The 13,296-nt window shown below is 72.4% G+C and carries 14 protein-coding genes; 6 read left to right on the forward strand and 8 right to left on the reverse strand.

The window, feature by feature from the left end:
* The first annotated feature begins 67 nt into the window (after positions 1-67).
* Positions 68-442, forward strand: coding sequence for an STAS domain-containing protein (locus L6E12_RS31720; protein WP_236231603.1), 375 nt, complete (start codon positions 68-70; stop codon positions 440-442).
* Complete coding sequence (locus L6E12_RS31725) at positions 439-2,388, forward strand: SpoIIE family protein phosphatase (protein ID WP_236231604.1); 1,950 nt, start codon at positions 439-441, stop codon at positions 2,386-2,388. The genes L6E12_RS31720 and L6E12_RS31725 overlap by 4 nt, the downstream gene beginning before the upstream one ends.
* Here the strand turns inward: L6E12_RS31725 and L6E12_RS31730 are convergent.
* On the reverse strand, positions 2,357-3,034 hold the full coding sequence (locus L6E12_RS31730; RefSeq protein ID WP_236231605.1) for a S9 family peptidase: 678 nt from the start codon (positions 3,032-3,034) through the stop codon (positions 2,357-2,359). The two genes, L6E12_RS31725 and L6E12_RS31730, sit on opposite strands and share 32 nt — an antisense overlap.
* Positions 3,034-3,891, reverse strand: a complete 858-nt coding sequence (hisG, locus tag L6E12_RS31735; RefSeq protein WP_236231606.1) for an ATP phosphoribosyltransferase — start codon at positions 3,889-3,891, stop codon at positions 3,034-3,036. Before hisG ends, L6E12_RS31730 begins: the two co-directional genes overlap by 1 nt.
* Before the next feature lie 133 nt (positions 3,892-4,024).
* Between hisG and L6E12_RS31740 the strand changes: the two genes are divergently transcribed.
* The 3 genes from L6E12_RS31740 (at position 4,025) to L6E12_RS31750 (ending at position 6,083) form a co-directional block, all read left to right on the forward strand.
* Positions 4,025-4,582, forward strand: a complete 558-nt coding sequence (locus L6E12_RS31740) for a transcriptional regulator (protein ID WP_236231607.1) — start codon at positions 4,025-4,027, stop codon at positions 4,580-4,582.
* On the forward strand, positions 4,575-5,426 hold the full coding sequence (locus tag L6E12_RS31745; protein ID WP_236231608.1) for an SRPBCC family protein: 852 nt from the start codon (positions 4,575-4,577) through the stop codon (positions 5,424-5,426). The genes L6E12_RS31740 and L6E12_RS31745 overlap by 8 nt, the downstream gene beginning before the upstream one ends.
* Before the next feature lie 306 nt (positions 5,427-5,732).
* Entirely contained in the window at positions 5,733-6,083 is a 351-nt protein-coding gene (locus L6E12_RS31750; protein WP_236231609.1) for an STAS domain-containing protein, read from the forward strand.
* Positions 6,084-6,383: 300 nt separating this feature from the next.
* Here L6E12_RS31750 and L6E12_RS31755 read toward each other — a convergent pair whose 3' ends face one another.
* Both L6E12_RS31755 and L6E12_RS31760 read right to left on the reverse strand, forming a co-directional pair.
* Positions 6,384-7,379 (reverse strand): Ppx/GppA phosphatase family protein, encoded by a 996-nt coding sequence (locus tag L6E12_RS31755; RefSeq protein WP_236231610.1) that lies wholly within the window; start codon positions 7,377-7,379, stop codon positions 6,384-6,386.
* Positions 7,380-7,489: 110 nt separating this feature from the next.
* Entirely contained in the window at positions 7,490-7,927 is a 438-nt protein-coding gene (locus L6E12_RS31760) for a DUF6292 family protein (protein ID WP_236231611.1), read from the reverse strand.
* A gap of 177 nt (positions 7,928-8,104) precedes the next feature.
* On the opposite strand from L6E12_RS31760, the gene L6E12_RS31765 reads away from it, so the two are divergent.
* Positions 8,105-8,581, forward strand: a complete 477-nt coding sequence (locus L6E12_RS31765; RefSeq protein WP_236231612.1) for an ATP-binding protein — start codon at positions 8,105-8,107, stop codon at positions 8,579-8,581.
* Positions 8,582-9,054: 473 nt separating this feature from the next.
* Here L6E12_RS31765 and L6E12_RS31770 read toward each other — a convergent pair.
* The 4 genes from L6E12_RS31770 to L6E12_RS31785 form a co-directional block, all read right to left on the reverse strand.
* Positions 9,055-9,857 (reverse strand): IS5 family transposase gene (locus L6E12_RS31770; protein WP_236231613.1). Its coding sequence is split into 2 segments (ribosomal slippage): positions 9,055-9,521 and positions 9,521-9,857, totalling 804 coding nucleotides; the frame shifts between segments, so codons are not numbered across the junction.
* A gap of 183 nt (positions 9,858-10,040) precedes the next feature.
* The gene (gene zwf / locus L6E12_RS31775; RefSeq protein WP_236231614.1) at positions 10,041-11,450 is read right to left on the reverse strand and encodes a glucose-6-phosphate dehydrogenase; all 1,410 of its coding nucleotides are present in this window, start codon (positions 11,448-11,450) and stop codon (positions 10,041-10,043) included.
* 112 nt (positions 11,451-11,562) lie between these two features.
* Positions 11,563-12,759: an Ig-like domain-containing protein gene (locus L6E12_RS31780; RefSeq protein ID WP_236231615.1), complete on the reverse strand. Its 1,197-nt coding sequence runs from the start codon at positions 12,757-12,759 to the stop codon at positions 11,563-11,565.
* 131 nt (positions 12,760-12,890) lie between these two features.
* Entirely contained in the window at positions 12,891-13,259 is a 369-nt protein-coding gene (locus L6E12_RS31785) for a helix-turn-helix domain-containing protein (protein WP_236231616.1), read from the reverse strand.
* Positions 13,260-13,296 lie beyond the last annotated feature (37 nt).

Consider the following 13,296-nt stretch of genomic DNA (forward strand, 5'->3'; position numbering starts at 1 on the left):
GGGTCGTCGGCGCTGGTCAGCCCCCCGAGCGGCGACAGCGGGGCGCGGTGGCGGCAGGATGTGACCCATGGACGACGACACGGGCCAGGGGGACGACGTGGGCAAGGTGAGCAGCGCCGCGGGTTCCGTGGAGCTGCTCACCACGGACGGACCGACCGTGCTGCGGGTCACCGGCGCGCTCGACCTGGCACTGGCGCCGAAGTTGCAGCAGCTGGTGGAGCGGGCGGTGCGCCACGGCGACCGGGTGCTGGTGGTCGACCTCACCGGGGTCGACTTCCTGGCCTCCGCGGGCATGTCGGTGCTGGTGCGCACGCACCGGGAGCAGCCGGGGATGCGCGTGGTGGCCGAGGGCCGGGTGGTGCTGCGGCCGTTGCAGATCACCCGGCTGACCGACGAACTCGACATCTACCCCACCCTCGCCGCCGCTGTGGCGGGCCGGTGAGGACGTCGACCCGGCCGGGGTTCGCCGAGCTGGTGGCCGCCGTGCGGGCCGGGTTCGCCGGGCCGGACGGCACGCCGGTGCCGGTCCGGGAGCGCGAGGTGGACCCGGCGCTGGTGCTCGACGACACCACCGCCGGACCGCTGGTGCGGGTGCCGGGGGACGCGGCGCTGGAGCGGCTGACCGGGGGCGAGCCGGTGACCGGCGCGGTCCTGGTCGCCGACGGGGACCACGCCGTCCTGCTGTCCACCGTGGACCCGGTCGGCGAGCGGCACCGCTTCGTGGTCGCCGCCGTCGCCGCCGCGACCGCCGACCTGGCCGAGACGGTGCGCGCGCTGCGGGCGGAGGCGGCGGTGCTCGACGCGCTGCACTCGGTGGGGCGGCGGCTGACCGCGCAGCTCGACATCGACGTGCTGGTGCAGGACGCGACCGACGCCGCGACCACCGCCACCGGGGCCGCGTTCGGCGCGTTCTTCTACAACCTGATCAACGAGTTCGGCGAGTCCTACACCCTCTACACGCTCTCCGGCGTGCCCAGGGAGGCGTTCTCCCGCTTCCCCATGCCGCGCAACACCCAGGTCTTCGGACCCACGTTCGACGGCCTGGGCACGGTCCGCAGCGACGACATCACCGCCGACCCGCGCTTCGGCCACAACGAGCCCTACCGGGGGATGCCCGCGGGGCACCTGCCGGTGCGCAGCTACCTCGCGGTGTCGGCGATCAGCCCGACCACCGGGAAGGTCCTCGGCGGGTTCTTCTTCGCCCACCCCGAGACCGGCCGGTTCACCGAGCGGCACGCCTACGTGGCCGAGGGCATCGCCGGGTACGCCGCGATCGCCCTGGACAACGCCCGGCTCTACGACCGGGAGGCCAACCTGGCCAGGGAACTGTCGCGGCGGATGCTGCCCGCGGCCGCGGAGGTCCCCGGCCTGGACGTGGTGACCCGGTACCTGCCCGCGGCCACCGGGGACAAGGTCGGCGGCGACTGGTTCGACGTGCTGCCGCTGCCCTCGGGCGCCACCGCCTTCGTCATCGGCGACGTGGTGGGCCACGGTGTCACCGCGGCCACGGTCATGGGCCAGGTGCGGACCGCGGTCCGCTCGTACGCGCTGCTGGAGCTGCCGCCCGCGGAGCTGCTGCGCAACGTCTCCCAGCTCGTCGAACCCAGCTTCATCACCTGCTTCTACGCCGTGCACGACCCGGTGACCGACGACCTCGTCCACGCCAACGCGGGCCACCTGCCCGCCGTGCTGGTGCACCCGGACGGGCGGCTGGAGCAGATCGGCGAGGCGATGGCCCAGCCGCTGGGCGTCGGCCGCGAGTTCACCGCCCGCACCACCGCCTTCCCGCCCGGCGCCGACCTGTTCCTCTACACCGACGGGCTGGTGGAGACCCGCGGCTCCCGCGACCTGGTCTCCGGCATGGAGTCGCTGCTGGCCCGGCTGCCGGGCGTGCGCGCCGCCGCGGACACCGCCGAGGCGTGCGACCGGCTCATCGCCGACCTCACCGGCGGCACCCACGACGACGACATCGCCCTCATCCACGTGCACCACGCAGGCCCGCTGGCCCGGCTGCACCGCAGCGTCGCCGCGCGGGCCCACACCCTCGTCCCGCTGCGCGGCGAACTGGCCGCGTGGGCGACCGAGCGGGGCGCGTCGCCGGTGCTGACCGAGGACATCGTGCTGGCGGGCTACGAGGCCATGGCCAACTCGGTGGAGCACGGCTACCGCGACACCCCCGACGGCGTCCTCGACGTGCTCGCCGAGCACCGGCCGGGCCGGTTGGTGCTCACCGTCACCGACCACGGCACCTGGAAGCCGCCGGACCCCACCGACACGACCCGCGGCCGGGGGATGCCGCTGATCTCGCAGCTCGCGCACCGCTGGGTCACCACCCACCGCGCCGACGGCACGACCGTCACGATGGCCTGGGACCTGCCAGCGCGCTGACCTCCGCCAGTGCCGCGGCCCAGGCGGCGGAACCGGGGTCGATCGGGGTGAAGTGGTCGCCGGCCACGGCCAACAGCCGGTCGCCGGTGGCGGCGGTGAAGGCGGCGCTCTGCGCGAACGGGACGCGCTGGTCGCCCGGGGCGTGCAGGCAGGTCACCGGCACGCCGACCGGGGTCAGCGCCATCGGCGAGGCGGCGGCGTAGACCTCGGGCACCTCGTCCGGGAGGCCGCCGAGGAACGCGGGCGCCGCGCCCTCGCCGAGGCCGTCCCGCGCGGCGGCCACCACGTCGAGGACCCCCGCCAGCGACACCACGGCGCGCACCCCGCCGCGCCGGGCCAGGCAGACCGCGAGCTGCGCCCCCGCCGAGTGGCCGACGGCGATCACGTCGGCGCCCAGCGCCGCGCGGGCGGCCACCACGTCGTCGGGGGTGGCGGGCCAGCCGCCGTCCCCGCCCACCCGCCGGTACTCGGCGTTGGCCGCCGCGAAGCCCGCCGCCAGCAGCGACGGCACCAACGGGCGCATCAGCTCCACCCCGTGCCGAGCGCGCCAGAAACCGCCGTGCAGCAGCAGGACCGTGCCGCGCGACGGCCCGGCAGGCGTGCTCAGCTCCAGGAACTGGCTCCGGTGCGGGCCGTACCGGAGCATCAGATGCGGCTGGACTCCAGCGGGGTCACCAGGATCGCCCGCGCCCCGACCTCCCACAGCTCGTCCATGACAAACGGCGCGCGGTCGCGCCGCACCAGCGAGCGGACCGCCACCCAGCCCTCGCGGGCCAGCGGGGAGACCGTCGGCGCCTCGATGCCCGGGGTCAGCGCGCACGCCGCCGCCTGGGCCTCCACCGGGCAGTCGTAGTCGACCATGACGTACTGGCGGGCGATCAGCACGCCCTTGAGCCTGCGCCGCAGCCGCTCGAAGGAGACCAGTGCGTCCTCCTCCAGCTCGGGGCGCTGGATCAGCACCGCCTCGGATTCCAGGATCGGGTCGCCGAACACGACCAGGCCGGAGTTGCGCAGGCTGGTACCGGTCTCCACCACGTCGGCCACCGCGTCGGCGATGCCCAGTTGCACGGAGGTCTCCACCGCGCCGTCCAGCTTGACCAGCCGCACCGAGATGCCGTGCTCGGCCAGGTACTTCTCCACCAGCGTGGGGTAGCTGGTGGCCACCCGCTTGCCGTCGAGGTCGGCGAGCGCGGTCAGGGTGCCGGGGCGGGCGGCGAAGCGGAAGGTGGAGGCGGAGTAGCCCAGCGGCATGATCTCCAGCGCGCCGGTGTCGGCGTCGATGAGCAGGTCGCGCCCGCTGATGCCCGCGTCCAGCGTCCCGGAGCCGACGTAGACGGCGATGTCGCGCGGGCGCAGGAAGAAGAACTGCACGTCGTTGCGGGTGTCGTCGATCATCAGCTCGCGGTTGGACCGATGCACCCGGTAGCCGGCGGCGGTGAGGAGCTGTTCCGAGGGGACGCTGAGCGAACCCTTGTTGGGCACGGCGATCCGAAGCGTGGTCACGCGGTCTGATCCTGCCACAGCCCCGCGACCCGCGAGCGACCCGGTCCTGAACGGCCGGTGAGCATCAGTGCTGGCCAGGGGGTGTCGAAGGGCATTGACAAAATCTTTTTGAACGTACAAAATCATTTTTGCGATGAGAGACATCCTGTACCTCGACCAGCTTGAGCAGGCGGAGACCCTGCTCAAACCGGCGCGCGTGGACGTGCTCCGGCAGCTCGCCGAACCCCGGTCGTGCACCGAGGTGGCCGCTGCCCTCGGGCAGACGCCGCAGCGGGTCCACTACCACGTGAAGAAGCTGGTCGAGGCCGGGGTCGTCACCCAGGTCGCCGACCGGCGGGTGCGCGGGGTCACCGAGGGCGTCTTCCAGGCGACGGCGCGGTCCTACTGGCTCTCGCCCGCCCTGGTGGGCCGCATCGGCACCCGCCGCGAGCGCGACGAGCTGAACCTGGGGCACCTGCTCGACCTGGTCGAACAGGTCCAGGTCGACATCGCCGCCCTCGACCGGTCCCGCCCGGAGCTGCCCTCGGTCGGCGTCGCGGGCGAGATCCGCGTCGCCCCGGAACACCGCGCGGAGTTCCTCGCGGACCTGCGCACGACCCTGCAAGAGCTGTTCACCCGCTACGGCGGGGCAAAAGGCGACGCCTTCTCTCTGGTCGTTGCCTGCTACCCGAAGGAGACCCCCGATGGCTGAGACCCTGGCCTTCGCCCTGCGCCTGCCCGCCCCGGCCGAGCGGGTGCACACCGCGCTGACCGACCCGGCCGAGCTGCGCACCTGGTTCGCCGAGCACGCCGAGGTCGCCCTCCCCGACACGTACGCGTTCTGGGGCAGGCACACCGTCGCGGGCGCCGAACCCGCCCAGCGCCCGCTGGCGGTGGACTCCACCACCGTCCGCTTCGCCTGGACCATCGAGGGCACCGAGACCACCGTGGAACTGGCCCTCAAGCCCGAGGGCGACGAGACCGTGCTGTCGCTGACCCAGACCGAGTTCCCCGGCTGGGGCGCCGTGGCGGGCGGCGACGGCGGCACGCTCGGGCTCACCGGCACGTTCTGGGCGCTGGCCCTGGCCAACCTCGCCGACCACCTGGCGGGCCGCGAGCTGGGCCCGCTGCCCGACTTCGAGGCCACCGACCTGCGCGCGGAGTACCTCATCGACGCCGCCCCGGAGAAGGTCTACCGGGCGCTGATGGACCCGGCGGAGTTCGTGCAGTGGTTCAACGCCCCGGTGGAGCTGGAACCGCGCGTCGGCGGCCGGTGGGCCATGGGCGGCTTCGAGCACAACCCGAACCCGGCGACGATCACCGAGCTGGAGCCCAACCGCAGGATCACCGTGGACTTCGGCGCCGGGCTCGGGCAGTCCACCTGGGAGCTGGCGGAGTCCGGCGGCAAGACCCGGCTGACGTTCTCCCAGAGCGGGTTCGACGCCCAGGACGCACCGTGGGCGGGCTGGATGGGCTGGATCAGCGGCTTCGCCGAGCTGCGCCGCTACGTCGAGCTGGACCCGTGGACACCGCTGTGGGTCGACGCGGGGGTCTGACGGGCCCGGAGCACCCGGCCGGGCCGGACACGCAGGGCGTGGGCGCGTGTCCGGCCCTGAACCGGGACCACCCTCGGGGGCGGGTCCGGCGCCCGGAGCCCTCGGCGGCTGCCGGGGAACTCCGTCGAGTGGTGCAGGGTCCTCAGAGCATCCCCGACCGCACCGGCCCGCGCCCATCCCAACGGGTCATAGCCCCGGGTTATGGATGCCGGTTCCGCGTCCGGGGGTTTGTCGGGGCCGGGTGCGGGGTAGCCCGGTCCCACGCGGTGCGGGGAGCGCCGGAACCAGTACGAGAGGACCTCATTGGTGACGAGCCCGCTGTTGACCGTGCACCGCGAGCAGATCGGCCCGACGGTGGTCGTGCACGCCGTGGGTGATGTCGACCTGGCCACGGTGACCCAGTTGTCCGAGGCGCTGACCGAGGCCACCAAGGCGCCCGCCGTCGAGGGCGTGGTCGCCAACCTCAGCGGGGTCGGGTTCCTCGGATCGGCGGGGCTCTCGGCGCTGGTCGTGGCGCGCAACGAGGCCGAGGAGGCCGCGCTGCCGTTCACCGTGGTCGCCACCGGCCCGGCCCGGCGCGCACTCGCGCTGACGATGCTCGACTCCACCCTCACCGTCGCCGACGCCCTCGAAGACGTCCTCGGCACGACCGCCTAGGCCACGTCTAGCCTTAAAGACCGAGATTTTTGGGGGCGTGCCCGGGTGGGTGGATCTGCTCGGGCGGGGCCCCTACAGCGATCATGCGCCCAGTGTGACCGAGTGGGGCTGAAGAGATGCCCCACAGCCCAAGCAGGCTTGCACATGATCGCTTCCCCCACCCAAGCACATCCACCCACCCGGGCATTGGCGTAGCCGGGCCGCCGGTTGGCAGGGTGGTCGGCCGCTGTGCCGCTGACGGCTCGGCGTGCCGGGCCGCCGGGCTGGCGGGGTGGTGGCCTGCTTTGATGAGGACAGGCTCTAGGTCCGCTGCCAGGTCTCGCCGTCCGCCATGGGGCGGACGGTGCGCAGCGCCATCGGGTCGGTGGGGGACAGGGCGGTCTGCAACTGGTGCAGCATGATCCCCTCGCGCAGCGCCCACGGGCAGATGTCGACGCTGGTCACGCCCAGCGCGGTCATGGTCGTCCTGGCGACCACGGCCCCGGCCACGATCTGCCCGGCCCGCGCGGGTGAGACCCCGCGCAGCCCGGCCCGTTCCGCGGTGGTCATCGCGGCCAGCTCCGGCAGCCAGTGGTCGAGGTCGGCGACGCCCAGCTCGCGCTTGGCGAACGGCCCGGCGCTCTGCGGCGGTGCCCCGGCGAGCCGGGCCAGCTGCTTGAACGTCTTGGATGTGGCGATCGCCCGGTCGAACGCGCCCTCCCAGCGCAGCCGTTCCACCGCCTCGCGCAGGCCCTCGCGGACGTGCCGGGTCAGCTTGCGCATCTGCCGCTCCGTGGGCGGGTCCTCGGTCAGGAACCGGCGGGTCATCCGCCCGGCCCCCAGCGGCAGCGACATGGCCAGCTCCGGCTCGGCGTCGCGGCCCAGGACGATCTCCATCGACCCGCCGCCGATGTCGAGCAGCAGCAGCCTGCCCGCCGACCAGCCGTACCAGCGGTGCGCGGCGTGGTAGGTCAGCCGGGCCTCGTCCTCACCGGAGAGGAACTGCGGGCGCAACCCGGTCGCGGTCTCGACGGCCCGCACGATCACGTCCCGGTTGGCCGCGTCGCGCACCGCCGAGGTGGCGAAGACGTACAGCTCGGCGACGTCCAGCGACCGCGCCCTGGAGACCACCGCGGCGGTCGCCCGCACCACCCGGCGCACGCCCTCGGCCGACATCGTGCCGTCCCGGCCGATCTCCGCGCCGAGCACCGTGGGCCGCTTGAACGCGTACGACGCCAGTGGCGCCGACCCCGGCCGCGCGTCCACGACGAGCAGTTGGGCGGCGTTGGAACCGACATCGATGACACCGAGCCTCATGTCGCCCTTATACCCGCCGCGCCTGTGCGCACCACCTCGGTACCCGCTGTGTCCGGTGCTCGGTGCCGGTCCGGGTGGGGCTTCGCCGGTCTGGCCGCCGGTGGCCTGCCTCAGTGGTCCGAGTGGGTGGCGTAGGCGCTGAGGCGCTCCTCCAAGTCGTCGCGCTCGCCGCGGTCGCGCATCGCGGGCGGGAACGGCGACCCGGGGTCGCCCCCGGCCAGCAGGTCCTTGAGGAACCAGGCGACCACCCTGGGCGTGGGGAGCGCGTCCACCCCGAGGTAGGACACCGGGAGCTGGTCGACGCCGTCCGCACCCGCGAGCTGGGCGGACCACCCGTGCTCCTCGTCCCAGCCCAGCGCCAGCGCCCGCTCGGGGAACCAGCTCAGCCGGTGCGGCAGCGGCAGCAGCGCGGCGGCCACCGACCCGACGTCGGTGGTGCCCGCCCGGTGGTCGGCCCCGACGAGGTCGGCGACGAGTTGCAGGTACCCGCACAACCCGGCGGTGAGGTCGTCGTGCGAGGGGCGACGATCCCGGTGGTCGGAAGTCATGCCCGTCAAGTACCCCCGATCGTGGGAACTCACGCGCCCCCACCACACCCGCCCCCACGGCGGTGCGGGTGACGTGAAAGCGATTTCGCGGTGTGGGGCGTGACACCCGACCGGCACCGGGGTACTCAGGCTGCGAGCGCCCGTGCGGATGCGAGCGCGGACGGAGGTGGCACGGTGGTGGACGGCCCGGACGAGCCAGGGGCCGACGGGGGACCGGCGATGGCGGAGGTCGTCCTGGGGGTCGAGGCACCCGGGGTGCCCCCGGCCTCGGACCTGCGGCGCGAGCTGACCCGGCGGCTGGCAGACCTCGGCCCCGATCGGCTCGACGTACTGCACCTGGTGTGCGGCGAATTCCTCGCCAACGCCCGAGAGCACGGAGGGGGAGTCCGGGGTGTGCGCATCGGCCGCACAGCGCAACCGGACGTCCTGCGGGTGGAGGTCGACGACCACAGCCCGGTGCTCCCGGTGGTCATGCCCAAGGACATCGAGGCGGTGACCGGCCGGGGCATGTTCCTGGTGGAAAGCCTCTCCCTCGGCTGGGGCGCAACCCCCTCCCACGAGGGCAAAACCGTCTGGGCAGCCGTCCCCTGCGACCTCACCCCACCCCGCCCGGCCCCCACCGACGCCCCATCAGGCGCCCAGTCCGGCAGTTGACCAGGAACGCAACCCCAGGCGCCAGTCGGCCACCCCCGAAACCGCCTGCCCGGCCGCAGGCCACCTCGAACACCACGGGCGCACCCCGCCTGAAAACCTGCCCGGCCCCCAGTCACCCCACCAGCGCAGCGGCCAACCACGCCGCAGCCCCCGGGCCACCCCGAACCCCTCAGGGCACAGCCGCTGGCCGCTGCGCCAGCCATTGCGCCAACCGCCGGTCTGGCGGCCAGCCACGCCGAACCCCAGCGGCGCAGCGAAAGCCGATCATCCCAATAACCGCCGGCCCGGCTACGAAAATGCCCGGGTGGGTGGATTTGCTTGGGTGGGGGTGCCGATCATGTGCAAGCCTGCTTGGGCTGTGGGGCATCTTTTCGCCCCACTCGGTCACACTGGGCGCATGATCGGCGTAGGGGCCCCGCCCAAGCGGATCCACCCACCCGGGCACCAGCGACAAAATCCCGGGCTGTTAGAAGTCAGTTCAGAATGAGTTTGCGGAGGCAGATGATCGAGCAGGCCAGTGACAGGATGGCTTGATGGACATCGGCGCGGCGTTCGGTGCGGATGCGGAGTCGTCGGAAGTTCTTGAGCCAGGCGAAGGTGCGTTCGACCGGCCAGCGTTTGACGCCGAGACCGGAGCCGTGGGCGACGCCCCGGCGGGCGATGTGCGGGGTGATCCCGCGGGCGCGGACGAGGCGCCGGTACTTGTCGTGGTCGTAGCCGCGGTCGGCGTAGAGCCGCCTCGGCCGCTGCTTGGGCTTGCCGACCACGCTGCGGATCGGTGGGATCGCGTCGATCAGCGGGATCAGTTGGGTGACGTCGTTGCGGTTTCCGCCGGTCAGGGTGACCGCGAGCGGGGTGCCGTGGGCGTCGGTGATCAGGTGGTGCTTGGAGCCGAGCTTGCCCCGGTCGACCGGGCTGGGCCCGACGTGCTCCCCCCTTTGAGGGCGCGCAGGTGCGTGGAGTCGACCAACGCGGCGGACAGGTCCAACATCCCCGCGGCCCGCAGCTCGGCGAGCAGCGTCTCGTGCAGCCGCTGCCAGACCCCGGCCTCCTGCCACTCGGCCAACCGCCGCCAACACGTCGCCCCCGACGCCCCGAACAACCCGGCGGGCAACCGGTTCCACCCGATCCCGACACGCACCGAGTACAGGATGCCCTCGATCACCGCCCGGTCCTCGACCCGCTTGCGTCCGGGGTGCTTGAAGCGCCTCGGAGGCACCGGGATCAGCGGCTCCAGACGGGCCCACAACTCATCGGTCACCACTTCCTCACGCACGACACGATCATGAAACACCCTGCTGTGACAGCAAAGCCGACACGCCACCTCATTCTGAACTGATCTCTTAAACCAACACGGCCGAGCAGATCCACCCACCCGGGCACCACCAACAAACGACCGGGCTTGCAAGACACGGCAAGCGGATCCCTTCGAGCACCAGTCATCCCCAACGTCGGGATATCACTCAGGCAGCCGCCACCCCCGCCCACCCGGCAGCGCAACAGCCGCCTCCGGCCCCCAAGACCCCCGGGCGTACCGGTGCACCTCCGGCCTCCCCGCCAACACCGGATCCCCCAACGCCCACAACCGCTCAACCTCCGAGGCAGTCGTGAACAACGTCTGGTCGTCGTTCAGCACATCCAGCAGCAACCGCTCGTAAGCCTCCAACGCCTGATTCCCCGGGAACGCCTCGGCCACGTCCAAGCTCAACTGCGCCTGCCCCACCCGCAGCGCGGGCCCCGGCTGCTTCACCCGGAACTCCACCCGCACCCGGGCGTCGTCCGACAGGTCGAACACGATCTCGTTGGGCACCTCCGCCGACCCGAACAGCCGCGCGGGCGGCTCGTGCAGCCCGAGGGTGATCGTCCGCCGCGACTCGGCCATCGCCTTGCCGGTGCGCAGCAGGAACGGCACGCCCCGCCAGCGCGGGTTGTCCACCCACACCCGCAGCGCCACGAACGTCTCCACCGCGGAGTCCTCGGCCACGCCGTCCTCGTCGCGGTAGCCGTCGTACTGGCCGAAGACCACGTCGTCGGTGGCGATGGGGCGCAGGGCGTCGAACACCTTGCGCTTCTCCGCGCGCAGCGCGTCGGCGGTCAGCGCCGCGGGTGGTTCCATCGCGAGGAAGCCGAGCACCTGGAACAGGTGGGTGCACACCATGTCGCGGAACGTGCCGGTCGACTCCATGAACGCCGCGCGGCCCTCGATGCCGATCAGCTCCGGCACGTCGACCTGCACGTAGGCGATCCGGTCGCGGTTCCACAGCGGTTCGAACACGCCGTTGGCGAAGCGGAACGCCAGGATGTTCTGCACCGCCTCCTTGCCCAGGAAGTGGTCGATCCGGAACAGCCGCTCCTCCGGGAACACCTCGTGCAGCGCGGCGTTGAGCGACCGCGCCGAGGGCAGGTCGCTGCCGAACGGCTTCTCCAGCACCAGCCGCGCGCCCTCGGCCAGGCCGGTGCGACCCAGCATGGACACCATCGGTTCGGTGGTGGTCGGCGGCACCGACAGGTACAGCACGGTCTCGGTCCCCGGTCCCAGTTCGGCGCGCGCCTGTCGCACCCGTTCCGCGAGCGCCTCCCCGTCGGCCGCCGTCGAGGTGCGGAAGGTGACGTTGGCCGAGAACCGGGCCCAGGCGTCGTCGTCGAAGTCGTCACCGGCGAACTTGCGGACCCAGTCCTCCAGCAGCGACCGGTACTCCTCGTCGGTGCCGGGGGAGGTGCGGCCGGAGCCGACCACCCGGAAGCCGCCGGGTATCAGCCCCCGGCGGTGCAGGCGGTAGAGGCCGGGGAACAGCTTGCGCCTGGCCAGGTCACCGGTGCCGCCGAACAGGACGAACAGCGTGGGGGCCGGGGTGTCGGTTCGGGTCATCGTGTGCGCTCCTGTGCTCGCCGGGGTCACCGCACCCGAGTGTGCGGTGACCCCAGCCACAAAAGCGCAAGACGTCCCACCACCCGCTGACCCGCCCCTGACCGCGGACCGCTCACTTGACGGCGGAACCGGCCACCCAGGCGTCCCACGGCACGGCCCAGTCGCCGTAGGTGTCGTAGACCGGTAGCTGCGGGCCGCCGGAGTTGGCCACCTCGACGACGTCACCCAGGTTGAAGTGGTCGAAGAACCAGGAGGCGTTGGCGGCGTTGAGGTTGATGCAGCCGTGGCTGACGTTGGCGCTGCCCTGCGAGCCGACGCTGTTGGGGTTCTCGTGGACGAACTCGCCGTCGTTGGAGATCCGCAGGGCGAAGTTCTCGTCCGACCGGTACGCCTTCGGGTCCGGCGGGCACACCCCGTAGGTGCAGGAGTCCATCGTGTACTTCTGCTTCTTGTCCGAGATGACGTGCGCGCCCAGGTGCGTCGGGGTGGCGTCCTTGCCCATGCTGATCGGCATCGACTTGACCAGGGAACCGTTCTGGAAGATGTCCATCTTCTCGGTGGCGCCGTCGGCCTTGGCCACCCACGAGTCGTGCACCTTCAGGGTCAGGTCGCGGTCGGTCTGCCCGTACACGCCGCCGCCGAGGTCCACGCCGTAGATCCCGGCGTGGAGTGTGATCGTCGTCCCGGCCTGCCAGTACTCCTTGGGCCGGTAGTGCGCCTCCCGCTTGGACAGCCAGTACCAGCCGCCGGTCTGCGCCGGGGTCGAGGTGACGGTGAGCGCCTTCTCGGCGGCGGCCTTGTCGGTGATGTCCTGGTCGAACTTCACCACCAGCGGCTGCCCGACGCCGATGTCGGTGGTGCTCGGCGCCGGGATGAACGACGGGTAGACCTGCGCCTTCGGCGACAGGGTCGTCACGTCGGCCGTCCGGTCGACTTTCCGGCCATCGGCGTCCACCGCGGTCGCCTTGACCTGGTAGGTCGAGGCGTAGCCCAGGGGTTCGGCGGAGGTCCAGGTCTTCCGGTCGGCCGACAGCGCGCCCTTGACCTGGGTCGCCTTCTTCGCGTTCGTCACGGTGACCGCGTCCAGGGTGCCCTGCTTCGCGGTCACGACGATCGGCGTCGTCGGTGCGACCTGCTCACCGGCCGTGGGCGCCACCACCACCTCGGCCGCCGCCGCGGCCCGCGCGGTCGCGTCCGCCGCCTGCCCGCCGCCCGCGGTGCCCGTGCCGGTGCCGGAGGTGCAGCCGCCCAGCAGCAGGGCGGCGGCCACGGCCACCGCGAGCACGCTCGACCTGTCCGGTTTGCGCATCTGATCCCCGTGATTCTTGATTGACCGGTTGGAAATGATTCGGTCGAATTGTTCGGGTGGTCCCCGCGTATTCGCGCGTCCCACCCCCGACGGATTCACTTCCCTTTATACGGCGCTCCGGGGAATGCGTTTCACCCGCCCGCGGGAAACCGCTCGATGTTGTCCTCGACCCAGGTGCGCAGCGCAGCGAGCGGCACGCGGGCGTCGTGGCCGAGGTCGGTCAGCTCGTACTCGACGTGCAGCGGCACCTCCGGGTAGACGGTGCGGGTGAGCAGTTCGGCGTCCTCCAGCCGCCGCAGCACGGTGGTGAGGACCTTCGCGCTGATCCCCTCCAGCCTGCGGCGCAGCTCACCGAAGCGCATCGGCCCATCCGCCAGGGCGCAGAGGGCGAGCGCGCTCCACTTGTCGGCGAGCAGGTCGAGCAGGCCCCGGCAGGGGCAGGCGGCGGAGTAGGCGTCGTGCGGGCCGGACGGGGACAGGCGGGGACGGGTGCTGACCACGATGGTTTCCCAAGGTTACTAGTGACCGTTGCGGGTA

This window comes from Actinokineospora sp. PR83 (assembly GCF_021056305.1).
Lineage (GTDB): Bacteria > Actinomycetota > Actinomycetes > Mycobacteriales > Pseudonocardiaceae > Actinokineospora > Actinokineospora spheciospongiae.

Excerpts from the sequence above, each read along its gene's own strand:
- L6E12_RS31745 (WP_236231608.1), top strand. The coding sequence starts at position 4,575 with ATGGCTGAGACCCTGGCCTTCGCCCTGCGCCTGCCCGCCCCGGCCGAG.
- L6E12_RS31755 (WP_236231610.1), bottom strand. The coding sequence starts at position 7,379 with ATGAGGCTCGGTGTCATCGATGTCGGTTCCAACGCCGCCCAACTGCTC.
- L6E12_RS31760 (WP_236231611.1), bottom strand. The coding sequence starts at position 7,927 with ATGACTTCCGACCACCGGGATCGTCGCCCCTCGCACGACGACCTCACC.
- zwf (WP_236231614.1), bottom strand. The coding sequence starts at position 11,450 with ATGACCCGAACCGACACCCCGGCCCCCACGCTGTTCGTCCTGTTCGGC.
- L6E12_RS31730 (WP_236231605.1), bottom strand. The coding sequence starts at position 3,034 with ATGCTCCGGTACGGCCCGCACCGGAGCCAGTTCCTGGAGCTGAGCACG.
- L6E12_RS31720 (WP_236231603.1), top strand. The coding sequence starts at position 68 with ATGGACGACGACACGGGCCAGGGGGACGACGTGGGCAAGGTGAGCAGC.
- L6E12_RS31740 (WP_236231607.1), top strand. The coding sequence starts at position 4,025 with ATGAGAGACATCCTGTACCTCGACCAGCTTGAGCAGGCGGAGACCCTG.
- L6E12_RS31780 (WP_236231615.1), bottom strand. The coding sequence starts at position 12,759 with ATGCGCAAACCGGACAGGTCGAGCGTGCTCGCGGTGGCCGTGGCCGCC.